The organism is Brevundimonas poindexterae, from assembly GCF_020524625.1.
GTDB classification, from domain to species: domain Bacteria; phylum Pseudomonadota; class Alphaproteobacteria; order Caulobacterales; family Caulobacteraceae; genus Brevundimonas; species Brevundimonas poindexterae_A.
Map to the genome: position 1 here is coordinate 48,140 of NZ_JAIVLL010000002.1, position 18,107 is coordinate 66,246.

Annotated in this window: 19 protein-coding genes and 1 other RNA gene; 13 read left to right on the forward strand and 7 right to left on the reverse strand. The window is 68.1% G+C overall.

Annotated elements, in window-relative coordinates; translation table 11 throughout:
- Positions 1–3: 3 nt before the first annotated feature.
- From LC068_RS06405 to LC068_RS06425, 5 genes are all read right to left on the reverse strand, one after another.
- The gene (locus LC068_RS06405) at positions 4–825 is read right to left on the reverse strand and encodes a TIGR00282 family metallophosphoesterase (RefSeq protein ID WP_226635573.1); all 822 of its coding nucleotides are present in this window, start codon (positions 823–825) and stop codon (positions 4–6) included.
- 28 nt (positions 826–853) lie between these two features.
- Entirely contained in the window at positions 854–1,399 is a 546-nt protein-coding gene (locus LC068_RS06410) for a 5-formyltetrahydrofolate cyclo-ligase (protein ID WP_226635576.1), read from the reverse strand.
- A gap of 121 nt (positions 1,400–1,520) precedes the next feature.
- A non-coding RNA gene (ssrS, locus tag LC068_RS06415) (6S RNA) lies at positions 1,521–1,680 on the reverse strand.
- 87 nt (positions 1,681–1,767) lie between these two features.
- Entirely contained in the window at positions 1,768–2,082 is a 315-nt protein-coding gene (locus LC068_RS06420; protein WP_226635578.1) for a cell division protein ZapA, read from the reverse strand.
- Positions 2,082–2,339 carry a hypothetical protein gene (locus LC068_RS06425; protein ID WP_226635580.1) on the reverse strand — a complete coding sequence of 86 codons (258 nt, stop codon included), beginning with the start codon at positions 2,337–2,339 and terminating at the stop codon, positions 2,082–2,084. The genes LC068_RS06420 and LC068_RS06425 overlap by 1 nt, the downstream gene beginning before the upstream one ends.
- Before the next feature lie 144 nt (positions 2,340–2,483).
- Between LC068_RS06425 and tkt the strand changes: the two genes are divergently transcribed.
- Both tkt and purT read left to right on the forward strand, forming a co-directional pair.
- Complete coding sequence (gene tkt / locus LC068_RS06430; protein WP_226637035.1) at positions 2,484–4,433, forward strand: transketolase; 1,950 nt, start codon at positions 2,484–2,486, stop codon at positions 4,431–4,433.
- Between the two features lie 144 nt (positions 4,434–4,577).
- Positions 4,578–5,771 carry a formate-dependent phosphoribosylglycinamide formyltransferase gene (purT, locus tag LC068_RS06435; protein ID WP_226635582.1) on the forward strand — a complete coding sequence of 398 codons (1,194 nt, stop codon included), beginning with the start codon at positions 4,578–4,580 and terminating at the stop codon, positions 5,769–5,771.
- 12 nt (positions 5,772–5,783) lie between these two features.
- Here the strand turns inward: purT and LC068_RS06440 are convergent, their stop codons facing one another.
- Positions 5,784–6,500: an EF-hand domain-containing protein gene (locus LC068_RS06440; RefSeq protein WP_226635585.1), complete on the reverse strand. Its 717-nt coding sequence runs from the start codon at positions 6,498–6,500 to the stop codon at positions 5,784–5,786.
- 126 nt (positions 6,501–6,626) lie between these two features.
- On the opposite strand from LC068_RS06440, the gene LC068_RS06445 reads away from it, so the two are divergent.
- The 8 genes from LC068_RS06445 to fba all read left to right on the forward strand — a co-directional run bounded on the left by LC068_RS06445 (position 6,627) and on the right by fba (position 15,302).
- Complete coding sequence (locus LC068_RS06445) at positions 6,627–7,385, forward strand: response regulator (RefSeq protein ID WP_226635586.1); 759 nt, start codon at positions 6,627–6,629, stop codon at positions 7,383–7,385.
- Positions 7,382–8,911 carry an ATP-binding protein gene (locus LC068_RS06450; protein ID WP_226635588.1) on the forward strand — a complete coding sequence of 510 codons (1,530 nt, stop codon included), beginning with the start codon at positions 7,382–7,384 and terminating at the stop codon, positions 8,909–8,911. Before LC068_RS06445 ends, LC068_RS06450 begins: the two co-directional genes overlap by 4 nt.
- 102 nt (positions 8,912–9,013) lie before the next feature.
- Positions 9,014–10,021 (forward strand): type I glyceraldehyde-3-phosphate dehydrogenase, encoded by a 1,008-nt coding sequence (gap, locus tag LC068_RS06455; RefSeq protein WP_226635590.1) that lies wholly within the window; start codon positions 9,014–9,016, stop codon positions 10,019–10,021.
- Positions 10,021–10,326, forward strand: coding sequence for a hypothetical protein (locus LC068_RS06460; protein ID WP_226635592.1), 306 nt, complete (start codon positions 10,021–10,023; stop codon positions 10,324–10,326). Before gap ends, LC068_RS06460 begins: the two co-directional genes overlap by 1 nt.
- Positions 10,323–11,519, forward strand: a complete 1,197-nt coding sequence (locus LC068_RS06465; RefSeq protein ID WP_226635594.1) for a phosphoglycerate kinase — start codon at positions 10,323–10,325, stop codon at positions 11,517–11,519. Before LC068_RS06460 ends, LC068_RS06465 begins: the two co-directional genes overlap by 4 nt.
- 83 nt (positions 11,520–11,602) lie before the next feature.
- Complete coding sequence (locus LC068_RS06470) at positions 11,603–13,579, forward strand: hypothetical protein (protein WP_226635596.1); 1,977 nt, start codon at positions 11,603–11,605, stop codon at positions 13,577–13,579.
- Positions 13,576–14,124 carry a hypothetical protein gene (locus LC068_RS06475; RefSeq protein ID WP_226635598.1) on the forward strand — a complete coding sequence of 183 codons (549 nt, stop codon included), beginning with the start codon at positions 13,576–13,578 and terminating at the stop codon, positions 14,122–14,124. Before LC068_RS06470 ends, LC068_RS06475 begins: the two co-directional genes overlap by 4 nt.
- A 92-nt stretch (positions 14,125–14,216) precedes the next feature.
- A complete protein-coding gene (fba, locus tag LC068_RS06480; RefSeq protein ID WP_226635599.1) occupies positions 14,217–15,302 on the forward strand; it encodes a class II fructose-bisphosphate aldolase in 1,086 nt (361 codons plus the stop codon).
- Between the two features lie 7 nt (positions 15,303–15,309).
- Here fba and LC068_RS06485 read toward each other — a convergent pair whose 3' ends face one another.
- Positions 15,310–15,945 (reverse strand): DUF2799 domain-containing protein, encoded by a 636-nt coding sequence (locus LC068_RS06485; RefSeq protein WP_226635600.1) that lies wholly within the window; start codon positions 15,943–15,945, stop codon positions 15,310–15,312.
- 98 nt (positions 15,946–16,043) lie between these two features.
- Between LC068_RS06485 and LC068_RS06490 the strand changes: the two genes are divergently transcribed.
- The 3 genes from LC068_RS06490 to LC068_RS06500 all read left to right on the forward strand — a co-directional run bounded on the left by LC068_RS06490 (position 16,044) and on the right by LC068_RS06500 (position 18,019).
- The gene (locus LC068_RS06490) at positions 16,044–17,051 is read left to right on the forward strand and encodes an RluA family pseudouridine synthase (RefSeq protein WP_226635601.1); all 1,008 of its coding nucleotides are present in this window, start codon (positions 16,044–16,046) and stop codon (positions 17,049–17,051) included.
- Positions 17,052–17,224: 173 nt separating this feature from the next.
- Positions 17,225–17,737 (forward strand): hypothetical protein, encoded by a 513-nt coding sequence (locus tag LC068_RS06495; RefSeq protein ID WP_226635602.1) that lies wholly within the window; start codon positions 17,225–17,227, stop codon positions 17,735–17,737.
- A gap of 6 nt (positions 17,738–17,743) precedes the next feature.
- Positions 17,744–18,019 (forward strand): GNAT family N-acetyltransferase, encoded by a 276-nt coding sequence (locus LC068_RS06500; protein ID WP_209118472.1) that lies wholly within the window; start codon positions 17,744–17,746, stop codon positions 18,017–18,019.
- Positions 18,020–18,107 lie beyond the last annotated feature (88 nt).

The following is an 18,107-nucleotide window of genomic DNA, read 5'->3' on the forward strand; positions in this document are numbered from 1 at the left end:
CGCTCAGATCGCCGGCACGGCCTGGCTGAGGCGTCCGCCGACGCGGATCGGCTCGACACGCGTCGCCAGCCCGGTGCGGTCATCCGTCTCGACATAGACACCGCAAACGGTCGCGGGGCCTGACGCCGGCTGGTAGCGGCCACCGCTCAGCCGGGTGGTGAAGCGGCGCAGGGGCTCTTCCTTGTCGTTGCCGATCACCGAGTCATAGTTGCAGCAGCCGCCCGCATCGGTCTGATAGGCCGTGCCGCCCGGCAGGATCTGGCAGTCGGCGGTCGGCACATGGGTGTGGGTGCCGACGACCAGGCTGGCGCGCCCGTCGCAGAAATGGCCCATGGCCATCTTCTCGCTGGTCGCCTCGCAGTGGATGTCGACGATGGCGGCGTCCGCGACGACGCCCAGAGGGGCGGCCTCCAGCTCTCGTTCGACTGCGCTGAACGGGTCATCCATCGGGTCCATATGCACCCGGCCCAGCACATTGATCACCAGCACGCGGCGGCCATCCGATGTGGTGAACACGTCGGCGCCCCGCCCCGGAGCATCCATCAGCCGGGGATAGTTGACCGGCCGGATCAGGCGCGGCTCGCGCACGATATAGGTCAGGGCCTCGCGCTGGTCCCAGCTGTGGTTGCCGAGCGTCAGCACATCGGCCCCGGCGTCGAACAGGTCGCGGGCCGTGTTCTCGGTGATGCCGAAGCCCCCTGCGGCGTTCTCGGCATTGATGGCCACGAAGTCGAGCTTCAGGTCACGCCTGAGGCCGGGCAGATGATCGGACAGGCCGTCGCGGCCGGACTTTCCGACCACATCGCCGAAGAATGCCAGCCTCATGCGGCCGACCGGGAGGAACAGGTGCGCGTCATGGGAAGGCGGTATAGCCCGTCTCGGTCAGAACGCCATGCAGCGGAATGTCGTGATCCAGCAGCGTCAGGCGCTCGACCCGCTGCCCCGCATAGGCCACGCCCACCCGCAGGGCCTCGGGCCGGGCTGCAAACGTCCGGTCATAATAGCCGCCGCCCTGCCCCAGTCGCCCGCCCAAACTGTCGAAAGCCAGAAGCGGCGTCAGGATCAGTTCTGGCTGCATCTCGCGCGCCGACGGCAAGGGGGCCGGTATGCCGGCCGCGTCGGGCGCGAGGTCATCTCCGGGGCGCCACCAGCGGAACATCAGGGGCGTGTCGGGGGCGGTGACCACGGGCAGGCAGAGGTCATAGCCTTCATAGGCCAGCCGCGCCGCCAGCGGGCGCGGGTCAATCTCGGCCCCGATCGGGAGGTAGAGCGCATGGACCACCGCGCCCGGCAGGTCATCGGCAAACCCGGCCAGCCGGTCGGCGGCATCGGGGGCCGCAAGCGCCAGGGCCTTTCGCCGCGCGCGCATCCCGGATCGCAGAGCCTGTTTGTCGGTCATGGATTGTCCGGATGCGAACTGCCAACCCGATCCTCGGATCAAGTCCGAGGATGACGGGGATCAGCCTCGCCCTCAAGCAGTGAGCCACCGCGCGGCGAGCGATAGGACGGAGAACAAGGTTGGCGGCGCCGCAAGAACCGTGAGGAGCTTTCAATCCTCTCGACCTGGCTTACCAGGTGGGCGCCGTGTGCCCAGGCCCTCGAGCCCGAACAGGGACAGCTCCCTATGAGAGAATTAAGGTCGCAAGGATTAGTCGCCCTCGACGTGAGCCACAGCATGACCCGCCGGGGTCCAAGATAGGCGTGCCGGTGTGGCCGGACAATGGCCGCCCTCAATCTTCACTCGGGGCGCCATCAGGACGAAATCGGTCAGGTGATCGACTGGGCGATCTTCTCGATGCGGGCGGCCACCGCGTTCAGGGCCTCGGCCACGCCGGCATCAGAGGGCGCCGCCTCGGCGGGACGGGCCGGAGCCTCGCCGGAGCGGGCCTCCTGCAATTCGTCGGCGAGGATCAGCCCGGCCATCAGGAACAGGCGCAATTCCCCCACATGGCCGACCTCTGCGGCGACATTGCTGACGTGTCCCGCGAACTGGGCCGCCAGTTGCTTGACGCGGTCTTCCTGCCCGTCGGCGCATCCGACGGCATAGGGGCGTCCATTGATCTCGACGGTCACGGTGGCCATCAGGCGTCCCCCCCGCCCGCGTCATCCGCAAGGATGGCCCGGATGGCCTCGGCCGAAGCCGCCAGGGCGGCCCGGGCCTCGCGGCCGGCGTCCTCCAGCTCGGCCAGACGTCCGGCATCGGCCCGCGGCGCGAACAGGTCGTCGTCCCCGATCGGAGGGGCCGAGGCGGGGCGCGCCTTGAGATCCTGCATACGGCGTTCCAGCAGGGCGAGAGCCTTGTCGATACGGGCTTTCGCAGCCGTGGTGGCGTCGGCCATCGGTGTCACATCCTCCGGAATCCCTATAGAACCCGTCCGCGCGTCGGGGTAAAGCGGCCCCGCCCCCCTTTTTCTTCCCCGCGTCCCGAGAGGTTGCCCGTGGCCAAAGCCGATTCCACCCCGCCGAAGGCTACCCAGAAGCAGATGGCCGATGCCATCCGTATGCTGGCCATGGACGCCGTGCAAAAGGCCAACAGCGGCCACCCCGGCATGCCGATGGGCATGGCCGATGTGGCGACTGTCCTGTTCTCGAAATATCTGAAGTTCGATGCGAGCCGCCCCGACTGGGCCGACCGCGACCGGTTCATCCTGTCGGCCGGCCACGGCTCGATGCTGATCTATGCCCTGCTACACCTGACCGGCTATGAGGCGGCCACCCGCGAGGAGCTGTCCAACTTCCGCCAGTGGGGATCGAAGACCGCCGGTCACCCTGAGTACGGCCATATGCCAGGGGTGGAGACCACCACCGGCCCGCTGGGGCAGGGCCTGGCCAATGCGGTCGGCTTTGCCATGGCCGAGCGCCATCTGGCCGCGCATTTCGGCGAGGATCTGGTCGACCACCGCACCTGGGTGATCGCCGGCGACGGCTGTCTGATGGAGGGGATTTCGCAGGAGGCCATTGCGCTGGCCGGCCGCTATCGCCTGAACAAGCTGACCGTGCTGTGGGACGACAACTCGATCACCATCGACGGCGCCGTCAGCCTGTCGGATGCCACCGACCAGAAGGCCCGCTTCAAGGCCGTCGGCTGGGCGGTGAAGGCTATCGACGGGCATGACACGGCTGCCATCAAGTCGGCTTTGAAGTGGGCGACCCGTCAGGACAAGCCAACCCTGATCGCCTGCAAGACCAAGATCGGGCGCGGCGCCGCCACCATGGAAGGCAGCCACAAGACCCACGGCGCCGCCCTGGGGGACACCGAGATCGCTGCGACCCGCAAGGCACTGGACTGGCCGCACGCGCCGTTCGAAATCCCCGAGACCGTCTTGCAGGCCTGGCGCAAGGTCGGCCGCCGGGGCGCCGAAGCCCGTCAGGCCTGGGAAGAGCGGCTGGAGGACTCCGAGTTCTACGACGACTTCGTGCGCGCCATGGCCGGTGGCCTGCCCGACGATGCCTTTGACGACCTGGACGCCGCCATTGCCAAAACCATCGAGTCCAAGCCAGCCCAGGCCACGCGCCAGTCCTCGGGCGCGGCGCTCGCCGCCCTGTTCGAGCCCATTCCCGAACTGATCGGCGGCTCGGCCGACCTGACCGGTTCCAACAACACCCTGGTCGCGGGGACCGAGACCTTTGACGCCCCCGACTATGCCGGGCGCTACATCAACTGGGGCATCCGTGAGCACGGCATGGCCGCGGCCATGAACGGCATGGCGCTGCACGGCGGCGTCATCCCCTATGGCGGCACCTTCATGGTGTTCTCGGACTACAGCCGCCCGTCGATCCGGCTGGCTGCCCTCATGGGTATCCGGGTGATCCACGTCCTGACCCATGACTCGATCGGTCTGGGAGAGGACGGTCCGACCCACCAGCCGGTCGAGCATCTGGCGGCGCTTCGGGCCATTCCGAACCTGCAGGTCTTCCGCCCCGCCGATACGGTCGAGGCGATGGAGTGCTGGCGTCTGGCGCTGGAGAAGGCCGACGGCCCCTCGGCGCTCGCCCTGTCGCGCCAGAAGACCCCGGCCGTGCGGACCGAGGCTGCAACCGAGAACCTGTCGGCCAAGGGCGCCTATGAACTGCGCGCCGCCTCGGCCAAGGCCAAGGCCACCCTGTTCGCCACCGGCACCGAGGTCGCCCTGGCGCTCAAGGCCGCCGAACAGCTCGAGGCCGACGGGGTCCCGACCCGCGTGGTCTCGGTGCCCTCGTTCGAGCGCTTCAACCAACAGACCAAGGCCTATCAGACCAAGGTGATCGGCAAGGGCACGGCCCGCGTCGCCATCGAGGCCGGCATCCGCCAGGGCTGGGACCGCTTTATCGGCGAGGACGGCGGCTTCGTCGGCATGTCGAGCTTCGGCGCCAGCGCCCCGGCCGAAGTGCTCTACGACAAGTTCGGCATCACCGCCGAGGCCGTGGTCGCCGAGGTGAAGGCGCGGCTGTAATTTGATCCTCCCCTGCATCGCGGGGGAGGGGGACCACGCGTAGCGTGGTGGAGGGGGCGACCTCACGTGCGGTGCCTGGGGCTTGCCCCCTCCACCGCTTCGCGGTCCCCCTCCCCCGTCGCGATGCGACAAGGGAGGATTACAATGAAGCTCGGCACGCCCCTCTCCGACTCTGCAGTCCGGGTCATGCTTCTCGGCGCCGGTGAGCTGGGCAAGGAAGTGGCCATTGAGTTGCAGCGTCTGGGCGTCGAGGTGATCGCGGTCGATCGCTATCCGAACGCTCCGGCCATGCAGGTCGCACACCGCAGCCACGTCATTCCGATGACCGATGCGCAGGTGCTGAACGGCGTCATCCTGGCCGAGGCGCCGCATATCATCGTGCCGGAGATCGAGGCCATCGCCACGGACGTTCTGGCCCAGATCGAGGCGGCCGGGCTGGCGACCGTCATCCCGACCGCGCGCGCAACGCAGCTGACCATGAACCGCGAGGGCATCCGCCGGCTGGCCGCCGAAGAGCTGGGTTTGCCGACCAGCCCCTATGCCTTTGCCGGATCAGCCGCCGAACTGGCCGAGGCCGCCCACACCATCGGCCTGCCGGTGTTCATCAAGCCGGTCATGTCGTCCTCGGGCAAGGGTCAGTCGATGATCGACGCCATCGAGGATGCCGCCAATGCCTGGGCCTATGCCCAATCGGGCGGGCGGGTCGATACGGCCCGGGTGATCGTCGAGGGGCGGATCAACTTTGACTATGAAATCACCCTGCTGACTGTCCGGTCGATGAAGGACGGGAAGGTCGTCACCGACTTTTGCGCGCCGATCGGCCACCGTCAGGTCAAGGGCGACTATGTCGAGAGCTGGCAGCCGCAGGCCATGAGCGAGGCCGCCCTGGCCTCGGCACAGGACATCGCGGGCAAGGTGACCGCAGCGCTGGGCGGCCTTGGAGTTTTCGGGGTCGAGTTGTTCGTGAAGGGCGATCAGGTCTGGTTCTCGGAAGTCTCGCCCCGGCCCCACGATACGGGCCTGGTGACCCTGGCCAGCCAGGTGATGAGCGAGTTCGCCCTCCATGCCCGGGCCATCCTGGGCCTGCCGGTCGATGTCACCCAGCGGGAGCCCGCCGCGAGCGCCGTCATCTATGGCGGCATGGACGCGCAAGGGATCGCCTTTGAGGGTGTGGCCGAGGCCCTGTCGGTGCCGACCGCCGACCTGCGCCTGTTCGGCAAGCCCGAGGCCTTCGAGCGCCGTCGCATGGGCGTCGCCACCGCGCGCGGCGCCGACACCGATCAGGCTCGCGAACGCGCCCGTGAGGCAGCGGGCCGGGTCAGACCCGTCCGGGCCTGACCCACAGAGGCGCTAGTTCCCGTCGCTCACCTCGACGGTGCGGGTGATGATGTGAGCGCCATTGCCCCCGCGTTCGCCCTCTTCCAGAACGCCCGAGCCGTCGGCGTCCATCTGCCGGAAGATCTGGCGCAGGGGCGCCAGGAACTCGGCCTCGGTGACACGGCCGTCGCCGTCGGCATCCATGTCGGCCCCCTCGCCCTGGCCGATCCATTCGAAATGCGCTCCCCCGGCCATGGTCGGACCCTCGCCGCGGCGGATGAAGACCTGCATCGGACCTTCGCCATCAGAGGTGATCTCGCCGTCCTCGCCGACGATGACAAAGCTGTGGGCCTCGACTTCCACATTATCACCACCCACGCGGCGCACCTCGATCCGATGGGGACCAGAGCCTTCGGCGGCAGATGTCCATGTCATGGCCGGGCCGCCGGTGATGATGCGCACATCGTGGTCCATGCCCGGCCCCCCGGCGCGATGCTGCAGTTCTTCGGTCGACAGACGGCCGTCGCCGTCGGCATCCATGCGAGCAAAGGCGTCATCCATCGGCCGGGCGAACTCGGCGCGGGAAACGAACCCGTCTCCATCCCGGTCCAGACCGTTCTCGCCCTCCGGGTCTGCGGCCATGAAGACGACCCGGCTTTCGGTGCGGACCACCGGCGGCGCGGGCGGACGCGCAGGGTCCTGGGCACCCGGGTGGGTCAAGGCAAGGGCGAGCGACAGGGAAATCAGCATCGGAAAGTCCTCGAGTGGATGACGCGCCCCTTGGACCACGCCGGCCTTGCACCCGTGTTTCAGACGCAGCCCGAATTGTTTCACGCGTGAAATGACGAGGCCACCCGTCCGCGTCACAATGGGCGGATGATCCCCGCCCCCGCCCCTTCTTCCGGCAATGCAGCGCCCCGCATCCTGGTGGTCGACGACGATCCGGGCCTGCGCGAGGTTCTGGTCGAGTATCTGGGTCAGCATGGCTTCGAGACCCATGGCGCCGCCTCGACGACCGAGATGGACCGGCAACTGGAGGACGCGCCGCCCGATCTGGTCGTCCTGGACCTGATGATGCCGGGCGAGGACGGACTGTCGGCCTGTCGCCGCCTGATCGCGCGCGGTGGGCCGCCGGTCGTCATGCTGAGCGCCATGGGCGAGGAGACCGATCGCATCGTCGGGCTGGAGCTGGGCGCGGATGACTATCTGCCCAAGCCGTGCAATCCGCGAGAACTGCTGGCGCGCATCCGGGCAGTCCTGCGCCGCCGGGCCGGATCGGAGTGCCCCGGTGCCCCGCCGTCCGAGCCCGTGCTGGTGTTCGAGGGGCGCACCCTGAACCTGTTGCGGCGCGAGCTGACGCGCCCGGACGGCACCGTCACCCTCCTGTCCGCCGGAGAGTTCGCCCTGCTCAAGGCCTTTGCCGACGCCCCGCGGCGGGTGCTGAGCCGCGACCAGCTGCTGGAGAGGGCGCGGGGGGCGGACACCGAGGTCTTCGACCGGGCCATGGATGTGCAGATCAGCCGCCTGCGCAAGAAACTTGCCGATGCCGACGGGGGCGACCCGATCCGCACCCTGCGGGGCGAGGGGTATATGTTCGACGCCACGGTCGAGCGGCGGACGGAGCGGCCGGCGTGAAGCGGCTGACCTCTCCCTCCATTCTGGTTCAGGTCGCCCTCTTGGTCGCCCTGTCCATCGGACTGTCGCAGGCTGTGACCGCCGCTGCCATCCTGCTGATGCCCGAGCCCCGCCCCTCGGGCTTTGATCTGGCGGCCGCCTCGGCGGCGCTGAAGGGAGAGGCCGCCCGGACGGCGGATGAACGGCCGCTCACCCGACACATCACCGACCAGCCTGTCGCCGCCGAGAGTTCGGCCGGGGATCCGATGGCGATGGCGTTGTCGCTTGCCCTCGCCCGCGTCCTCGAGGTCGAGCCCGGCGACGTACGAGTGAGGGTGCTCCAGCCGAACGCCCCACCGGACTCTCACATCGGCGAAGAGGCCTCCGCCAGCTATGTCATCACCCGGCCACCGACCGCGCGCGGATCGACGGACGACGCGCCTGTTCTTACCTGGACCGCCCCGACCGTCACCTGGACCGAGAAGCACACCATCGAGCGGGCCGCGCCTCCGGCAGCCGGCCCAACCGGGGTCGGCTCGCCCGAGACCAACTCGGCCACCATCACCGTCGATCGCGACACGCAGCAGGTCTTCGTCGTCGCCGACAAGCTGACCTTTGCGCCCTTCGCCGCCTCGCTCCGGCTGGAAGACGGGCGTTGGGCGACGGTCGAGCCGCCGCGCGACTGGCTGTCGCCCTGGCAGGCCCGGCTGTTGCTGGCGCTGCTGGTCAGCCTGCTGCTGGTCGCGCCCGTCGTGTGGCTGATGGCGCGGCGGCTGACGCGGCCCATCCGGCTGTTTGCCGATGCCGCCCAGCGCCTGGGCGCCAACCCTGAGGCCGAGCCCCTCGCCGTATCCGGCCCCAGCGAACTGCGCCGGGCCATCGGGGCCTTCAACGACATGCAGGCCTCCCTGCGTGCCCATATTGCCAATCGGACCCAGACGGTCGCGGCCATCGCCCACGACCTGCGGACCCCCCTGACTCGCCTGCGCTTTAGGGCCGAGCAGGCTCCGGACGCCCTGCGCGACCGGCTGGCGGCGGATGTCGAGGAAATGGATGCCCTGATCGCCCAGGCCATGGCCTATGTGCGCGGCGAAACCCGTCAGACCCCGCCCGAGCCGGTAGACCTGACGGCGCTGGTCGAAGACTGCGTGCGGGGCTTTGCCGAGACCGGACATGACGCGACCCTGACACCCGGCCCGGATGTCCGGGTCATGGGCCAGCCGACCGGCTTGCGCCGCGCCCTGACCAATCTGATCGCCAATGCCGTCCATTACGGCGGGCTGGCCGAGGTGACGGTGGAGCAACTGCCTGACCGGGTCGCGATCCACGTTCGCGACACCGGCCCCGGCATTGCGCCGGAGCGCATGGAAGAGGTGTTCCAGCCCTTCGTCCGGCTGGAGGGATCGCGCAATCGCACCACGGGCGGGGTCGGACTGGGCTTGGCCGTGGCGCGCCAGATCGCCCGAGCGCATGGCGGCGATGTGACCCTGTCCAACCGGGCCGGGGGCGGGCTGGCGGCGACCCTCTCCCTGCCCCGCAGCGGCTGAGCGATACAATCCATCACGCCTTGTTACGCGTCGGGGGTTGATCCGGACCGCGCCCGGTTCCATTGAAGCGCCAACCACAACATCGCTTCAGGAGCCCCGCCCATGACCGTCCGCGTCGCCATCAATGGTTTCGGCCGTATCGGCCGTCTCGTCCTGCGCTCGATCGTCGAGCATGGCCGTCGCGACATCGAGGTGGTGGCGATCAACGACCTGGGCCCGGTGGCTACCAACGCCCACCTGCTGCGCTATGACTCGGTCCATGGCCGTTTCCCCGGCACGGTCGAGTCGGGCGACGACTGGATCGACGTGGGTCTGGGCCGGATCAAGGTTACGGCCGAGCGCGACCCCGCCAACCTGCCGCACAAGGATCTGGGCGTCGACATCGCCTTTGAGTGCACCGGCATCTTCGCCTCGAAGGACAAGGCCTCCGCCCACCTGACCGCCGGCGCCAAGCGCGTGCTGGTCTCGGCCCCCGCCGACAATGCCGACAAGACCATCGTCTATGGCGTCAACCACGACACCCTGACCGCCGACGACGTCGTGGTCTCGAACGCCAGCTGCACGACCAACTGCCTGGCCCCCATCGCCAAGGTGCTGCACGACCTGGTCGGCATCGAGCGCGGCTACATGACCACCATCCACGCCTACACGGGCGACCAGCCGACGCTGGATACGATGCACAAGGACCTTTACCGCGCCCGCGCCGCCGGCCTTTCCATGATCCCGACCTCGACCGGCGCCGCCAAGGCCGTCGGCCTGGTCCTGCCGGAGCTGAAGGGCAAGCTGGACGGCTCGTCGATCCGCGTGCCGACCCCGAACGTCTCGGTCGTCGACCTCAAGATCGTCCCCGGTCGCGACACCTCGGTCGATGAGGTCAATGCCGCGCTGAAGGCCGCCGCCGACGGCCCGATGAAGGGCGTTCTCGCCACCACCACCGACCCGGTCGTGTCCATGGACCTGAACCACATCGCCGCCTCTTCGACCGCCGCCCTGCCCCAGACCCAGGTCATCGAGGGCAAGCTGGTGCGCGTGCTCAGCTGGTACGATAACGAGTGGGGCTTCGCGACCCGCATGAGCGACACCGCGCTGGCGATGAGCAAGCTGATCTGATGGAGTGGGGGGCGGGCATTCTCCTGCGGCTGTCCGCCCAGCACGCTCTACTCGGTGCCGTTACACCCAATCTGAGATCTTTCTCGGTTGCGAAAGATGGGGAACTGATCATTTGTCAGGCCGTCTTTGAGAAAGCGCCAGCCGCCGAGGAAGTCGATCTGATCCAGATCGCCGGCACTTTGATTATCGCTGATTTCGGGGACGAGCAGCTCGAAGAGAAGTTGATCGTGAATGCTGATCGGACGATGCCAGAGGCGCTCACCTATCTGATTTATCAGCGGCATGAGCCGCCGGAGACCCCATGACCTTCCGCACCCTCGACGACGCCACTGACCTCGCCGGCAAAACGGCCCTCGTGCGCGTGGACTTCAACGTGCCGATGGAGGGGGGCAAGGTCACCGACGACACGCGGCTGCGCGCCGCCTTGCCGACCATCCAGCGTTTGTGCGATGCAGGAGCGAAGGTCGCGCTGTTGGCCCACTTCGACCGGCCCAAGGGCCAGCGGGTGCCGGAGATGAGCCTTCAGCCCGTCGTCGATGATCTGGAGCGCCTGCTGGGCGCGCCGGTGCGCTTCGCCGATGACTGCGTGGGCCAAGAGGCAAAGGCCGTCGTTGCAGACGTGGGCCCGGGCGGGGTGATCCTGCTGGAGAACGTCCGCTTCCACGCGGGCGAGGAGAAGAACGATCCCGCCTTTGCCGCTCAACTGGCCGCGCTGGGTGACCTTTACGTCAACGACGCCTTTTCCGCCGCGCACCGGGCGCATGCCTCGACCGAGGGGCTGGCGCGCCTGCTGCCCGCCTATGCCGGCGAGGCGATGAAGCGCGAGCTTGAAGCGCTGGATGCGGCGCTGGGCAATCCGGTCAAGCCGGTGCTGGGCATCGTCGGAGGGGCCAAAGTCTCGACCAAGCTGGATCTGCTGAAGAATCTGGTCGGCAAGCTGGACCGGCTGGCCATCGGCGGCGGCATGGCCAACACCTTCCTCTATGCCCAGGGCATCGACATCGGTGGCTCGCTGGCCGAGCGCGACATGGCCGAAACCGCCCGTGAGATCATGGCCGAGGCCGAGGCCAAGGGCTGCGAGCTGCTGCTGCCGCAGGACGTCGTGGTGGCCACCGATGTGAAGCCGGAAGTCGAAACCCGCACGGTTCTGGCCCGTGAAGAGATCGGTGAGGACGAGAAGATCCTGGATGCCGGGCCGCTGACGGTCGAGCGCCTGGTCAAGGCCATGGCCCTGTCGCGCACCCTGATCTGGAATGGCCCGCTGGGCGTGTTCGAGGTGCCGCCCTTCGACGCCGCAACCGTCAAGGCCGCGCAGGCGGCGGGCCAGCTGGCGACCAGCGGCGCGATCACGGCGGTGGCCGGTGGCGGTGACACCGTCTCGGCGCTCAACCATGCTGGCGTGGTCGATCAGATGACCTTCGTCTCCACCGCCGGCGGCGCCTTCCTCGAGTGGATGGAAGGCAAGCCCCTGCCCGGCGTCGAGGCCCTGCGAGGCTGACGAAACCCGACGCAGGCCCGCAATTCCTTGTTCCGGGACCGGCCTTGACGCTACCTTGACCATAAGGGTCAGGGAGTAGGGGCATGAGCGACGAGACGACCGACAACACCGACGTCTTCATCACCGGGCCAGCTGTTCAGGTTCGGCCGGTGGCGAAGGGCCAGGGATGCTTGGCCGCTGCCGGACTGGCGGCCGGGGCCATGGTCGCCTTCTTCCTGCTGATGTTCATCGTGCTGGGCGCCATGGACCTGGTGGTCAGCGAGGACGATCGGCAGTCGATCCGCGGCGTCTTCCTGCTGGTCGCAGGGGTGGCGCTGGTCGTCTGGGCCTCCGGATGGGTGTTTCGCTGGAACACGCGGCGGGGACTGCGCCAACAGGTTGAGGCGCGCCTGCCCGGCTTCACGGGACGCACCATCCCCGTCGGCCAGCTGCTGAATGGACCAGCCGCCGCCGGCAAGCTGGAGGGCAAGTATCTGATGGCGGTGGGGCAGGACCGGTTCCTGCTGATGCGGCACTTCCACAACACCGAGCATCTCGATGCCTTCCGGGCGCTCGTCATCGGCCAGTTCATCAATGCCTACAAGCCCGACGGGCTGGCCCGCGTCATGGATTTCGCCATCCCCTATGGCAACATCCGCTCGGTATCGGTCGATGCCCTGACGCCGGAGCAACTCCGCAAGGGTGCGTTTGGGCGGGCGGTTGTCCATGGCCTCGCGTCGTGGGCGCTGGACGCCGCTTTCGGCACCCGATCGACCCAGGACATCAAGGCCGCCTTCATCCGGATCGAGATGATCGACGGCCAGTCGTTGGTCTTCGCTGTCCCCAGCCGTGTCAGCGAAGGTCTGGTTTCGGCACTGGCCGCCTCTGCGGAGAGCGCCAGCCACGGCACCGGACATGAGGTCAGCCTCGGCGATGCCACCTACGACGGGATCGAGACCCTGCTGACGCGGAGCGGTCTGGTCGATGCGCCCAGCGACGGCTGGGACGACTTCTTCGCCAACCTCAGGCCCGACGGCCAGCGGGCCCGCGGCTTCGCGGGCCTCGCCGCCTGGCGGATTCAGCAGGAGATGGACCGGGCCGCAGGTCGAACGCGTCCGGTGCCGCCCGAGGCAATCCCTGCTTCGCCCGGGCCATCGATCGCCTCCCGGCAGCGAAACCGGACGGCCCTGGCACTGTGGGCGCTCGGCCTTCTGGGGCTCGCCACCCTGTTCATCGCCCTCAGCGAGGCCCTTCGCGACGGAGGTAATGGCGATCTCGAACCGGGTCTGATCGCGATCTTCGCCGGCATCGCGCTGGTGGCGGGGATTAATCTCTGGGCGGCCCGCAGCGGCTGGCTGATGGCCGGCATCAAGAGTGTGCTCAGTCTGGTACTCGCCGCCTTCGTCGCCTTCGCCCTGGGAAGCGAACTGCTGCTGACGCGCGGCCCCCTGGCGCCGATGACCCAATCGATGGCATCGGCGACCGCCAGCCTGTTCGGGCGCGACCACCGCCCCGGCGCCACACCGCAACAGCCTGTCCGACCCGAAGCACCGACTGAGGAAGAGGTCTCTGCCGCGCGGGCAGCCCAGGAGGCGCGCCTGCAGCAGGAGGCCGCCGCAGCCGAACAGGCCAGACAGGAGGCTGAGGCGCGGGAGCGGGCCGAGCGTATCGCGGCCGCCGAAGCCATCATCCGCCGCGTCTACGACGATGAGCTGAGCCTGTTCGGATCGCGGACCGAGCGGTCGGCCTGGCTGACGCCCGACCTGTCCCGCCGCATTGATCAGGTCAACGAGGCGGCCAGCGACTACGGCGGCGCGGGCGCAGTCGTCGGGTTCGATCCCCTGATCGACGGTCAGGACTTCAACCTCGCCAACTTCGACTATGCCTCGCGCGAGACGGATTACGGCGTGGAGGTACGGGTCCGCTTCACCAATTTCGAGACCCCCGTCGATCTCACCTTCGAACTGGTGGAGACGGATGCGGGCTGGCGTGTCCGCCAGATCCGCTCGCGGGGCGAAAGCCAATGGACGGCCACGGGACTTCTGGATCAGGCCGAAGCCGATGCGAGGGATTTCGAATGACGCACCCCACAAGGCCCCTGATTGCCGGCGCCCTCTGCTTCGCCCTCGTGGGCTGTGCCCCTGTCGCCGATTTCTGGCCTCAGCGGTCCGTGGCCGGCGCGCCGGTGTCGCCTCACGGTGCGCCCGAAGACTTCATCCGCAGCCTGTTTGACGCTCCGGACTGGGAGGGGACTGGGGGCTCACGCGAAGCCCGTCTGGCCTGGATGACTCCAGAGCTGGCCGAGGCCTCTTTGCGGCTGGACGCCGTGACCGACAACATCGGCGTCGGCATGGAGCCGTCAGTGGGCAGCCCCTACATCTATGTGACTGACGCCCGCTACAGTACGCGCGCCACGCCCTGGGGAGCCGAGGTTCAGGTCCGTTTCCTCAACACCAATGAGCCACGCGAGACCCGCTTCGAGATGGTCAGGACCGATGCGGGCTGGCGGGTCGCCGACATCGTGGGCCGCGACCCGGAGACCGGCCGCACCTGGCGCTACACGGACCAGATGGCCGAAGTCTTCGCCGCCGTGGCCCGGGGCGAGGGGCCCCGGGATCCGTCCTGACGCCGCGCCTGATTCCTTTGTAACACGGCGTGACTTCGAGCCCGTCCGGCGCTAAAGCGGGGCAAAAGATAAAAGGCTCAGGAGACTACCCCATGGCGCGCATCACGCTGCGACAACTGCTCGATCACGCGGCAGAGGAAGGCTACGGCCTGCCGGCCTACAACATCAACAATATGGAACAGGGTCTGGCGATCATGGAGGCGGCCGAGGCGGTGAACGCCCCCGTCATCATCCAGGCCAGCCGCGGCGCGCGCAGCTATGCCAATGACATCATCCTGGCCAAGCTGATCGACGGCCTGGCCGAGCTTTATCCGCACATCCCGGTCTGCATGCACCAGGACCACGGCAATGGGCCGGCCACCTGCGCCACCGCCATCCAGTACGGTTTTACCTCGGTCATGATGGACGGCTCGCTGGAAGAGGACGCCAAGACCCCCGCCAGCTACGAGTACAATGTCGATGTCACCCGCCGCGTCACCGAAATGGCCCACAGCTGCGGCGTGTCGGTCGAGGGGGAGCTGGGCGTGCTGGGCAGCCTGGAGACGGGCATGGGCGAGGCCGAGGACGGCCACGGCTTCGAGGGCAAGCTGGATCACTCCGCCCTGCTGACTGATCCCGATCAGGCGGTGGACTTCGTCCGCGAGACCAAGGTCGACGCCCTCGCCATCGCCATGGGCACCAGCCACGGCGCCTACAAGTTCACCCGCCAGCCGGATGGCGAGGTGCTGGCCATGAACGTCATTGAGGAAATCCACCGCCGTCTGCCGGACACCCATCTGGTCATGCACGGCTCGTCCTCCGTGCCGCAGGATCTGCAGGACATCATCAACCAGTACGGCGGCAAGATGCCCCAGACTTGGGGCGTGCCGGTCGAGGAAATCCAGCGCGGCATCAAGCACGGCGTGCGCAAGATCAACATCGACACCGACAACCGGATGGCCATCACCGGCGCCATCCGCAAGGTGCTGGCCGAAAAGCCGGGCGAGTTCGACCCGCGCGCCTATCTGAAGCCCGCCAAGGAAGCCATGCGCAAGCTGTGCATCGAGCGCTACCAGCAGTTCGGCTGTGAGGGGCAGGCCTCAAAGATCAAGCCGCTGTCGACCGCCCAGATGGCCAAACGCTACGCCTCGGGCGAGTTGGACCCGCACTTCGGCAAGGCCTCGTCAAAGGCGGCCTGATCTTAGATCAGAAGCCGTAGCGTCCGATCAGATAGTAGCGGACGTCCCGGGCCTCGCGTTCGGCGTAGTCCAGATAGTCCTGGGCGTCCCGCCACTCGCGAAGCGTCTGTTGACGCTCACGGCGCAATTCCTGCACGCGATTGCGCGCCTGTTCGCGGGCCTCGTCGGTCAGGTTGGTGTCGCGCGCCTGTCCCTGGAAGTAGTCGATCTTCTCGTCCAGTTCGGTGGCGCGCGCCCCCAGACTGTCGACCCGGCTACGCGCCTCGGTAACGGCCTGTTCCGCACGGTATAGCGTCTCGCCGTCGCTCCAGGCGGACAGGAAGGCGCCCTCGGCCGCCCCCCGGCAGACCCCGGCATAGCTGTTGCCGCGAGCCGCTTCCGAAAAGGCCCGTTCCGGCACGCAATACTGGCGGAGGCCATCCTCACGCGCCGAGAAATAGGCCGCGGAATTGGGCACGACCCCGTATTTGGCGCAGGCCTTGGCGTGATCTTCCAGTCGGCTCTCGGAGTAGCCTGCATAGCCGTCGGTGTAGCCTTGCTGGCCCCAGTCGCCTGCCAGGCACTGGTCCTCGCTCATGGTCGCGCAGCCGCTGAGTGCCGCCAGCGCCGCCAGCCCGACAGCGCCGATGATGAGATATTTCATGGAGCCCTCTCCCTTGCAGACGGGAAGATGCCCAAGGTCCCCTCGTCGCGCAAATTCCGTCGGAGCGGGTTCTGCTCCCGTGCTAGGCTTCGTCACTCATGAACCACCCGTCCACCGATTCCGACGATGAGGATGATGGCGCCTCCATCATCGAACTCCAGCTCGAGGCCACGCCGGAACGTCTGGACAAGGCCCTCAGCCAAGCGCTGCCCGAGGTCTCGCGCGCCCGCATCCAGGCGCTCCTGTCTGGCGGGTCAATCAGTCGCGACGATCAGCGTCTGAACGCCGGCGCCCGCTCCACCGAGGCCGGTCTTTACCGGATCGTGCTCCCGGCCCCGGTCGCGGCCGAGCCCGAGCCCGAACCTCTTCCCCTGACGATCCTGTTCGAGGACGCCGATCTGGTCGTGGTGGACAAGCCTGCGGGCATGGCGACCCACCCCGCTCCGGGCAGCGAGACCGGCACCCTGGTCAACGCCCTTCTCCATCACTGCGGGGCCAGCCTGTCCGGCATCGGCGGGGTCGCACGCCCCGGGATCGTTCACCGGCTCGACAAGGGGACCTCCGGCGTCATGGTCGCGGCCAAGTCCGACCGTGCGCACCAGGGCCTGTCGGCCCACTTTGCCACCCACGATATCCAGCGCACCTATATCGCCCTGACCCGCGGCACGCTGACGCCGGAGCGGGGCCGGATCGAAAGTCGCTTGGGTCGCTCGACCCATGACCGGAAGAAGATGGCGGTCCTGAAGACCGGCGGGCGCGAGGCCGTGACGGACTACGTCGTCGAGCGCACCTTTGGTCACCCTGCAAAGGTGGGAGGCGCGCCGCTCGCCGCCCGCATTGCCTGCACGCTCCACACCGGTCGCACCCACCAGATCCGGGTGCATATGGCCTCCAAGGGCGCCCCGCTTCTGGGAGATCCGGTCTACGGGTCCGGCCCGCCCGCACAGTCCGTCCGCGACGCGATCTCCGCCTCGGGCCTCGACCGTCAGGCCCTTCATGCAGCGGTGCTCGGCTTTGTTCACCCTGTGTCCGGTGAGGCCCTGCGGTTCGAAACCGAGCCGCCCGCCGACATGCGAGACCTGCAGGACCGGCTGGAGGCCCTGTGAGAAGCTTCGCGGGTCTGGCGTTGTTGGTCGGCCTTTCGGCCTGCGGGTCAGAAGTGGAGGAGAGGGCGCGCCCCGCGGAGCCCACCGCCGCCGGTCTGGTCTCCCTCTCCTGCGATGGCTCACAAGGTCTCAGGCCCCTGTTTGCCCGCTACTGCAGCCAGGGCCGCAACTATATGACACCCGAAGCCCGCGATGCCCTGGTCGACGCGGCGTCCCGCCTGCAGGCGCGTTATCCCGAGGCAATCGTCCGCTTCATGGACGGGTCCGGCCCGGACGGGATTGTCCCCTTCCCACCCCATCTCAGCCATGGCGACGGTCGGCAGGTCGATCTGGCGCTCTATTACACCGACACGGAGGGGCATCCCCTCGCCGACGTGCCCGACACCCGTAACTGGGGCGGCTACTGGCCGGCGGAGCCGCCCCTCCCTGGCGAACGCGTGGCGTGTCCGGAAGGCCGTTCCGGACGCGCCGAAAAGCCGGATCCCCCGGCGGACCGTCCCTGGCGGCTGGACAACGGGCGAACCAAGGCGCTGGTCGAAATTCTGATCGCCGACGACCGGGTGCGACGCGTCTTCATCGAGCCCCACCTGGAGGAACGCTTTGGCCTGTGGGGTCATTCAAAGGTTCGCTTCGCGGGCTGCCAGGCCGCCCGCCACGACGACCACATCCACGTCGACTTCTTCTGAGGCCCCATGACCGACCCGATCCGCCACGATGCTGAGAACCAGCGCTATGAACTCGACCTCGAGGGCGAAACCGCCTTCATCGGCTACAGCCGGGACGGCGATCGACTGACGCTGAACACCACCCAGGTCCCACCTCCGCTGGAGGGACGCGGTATCGCCGCGCGCCTGACCGCCCATGTGCTCGACGAAGCCCGCCGCGAGGGTCTGAAGGTGGTCCCGCTGTGCAGCTATTCGGCGGCCTACATCCGCCGCCACCCGGATCAGGCTGACCTGCTCGCCTGACCCGGAATCGAGACGCTCGCGAGAGAGTATTGAAAAGCAACGGACGTGCTGGTATATCTCCTCGCGGTTGATCGTGGCTTCGGTGTCA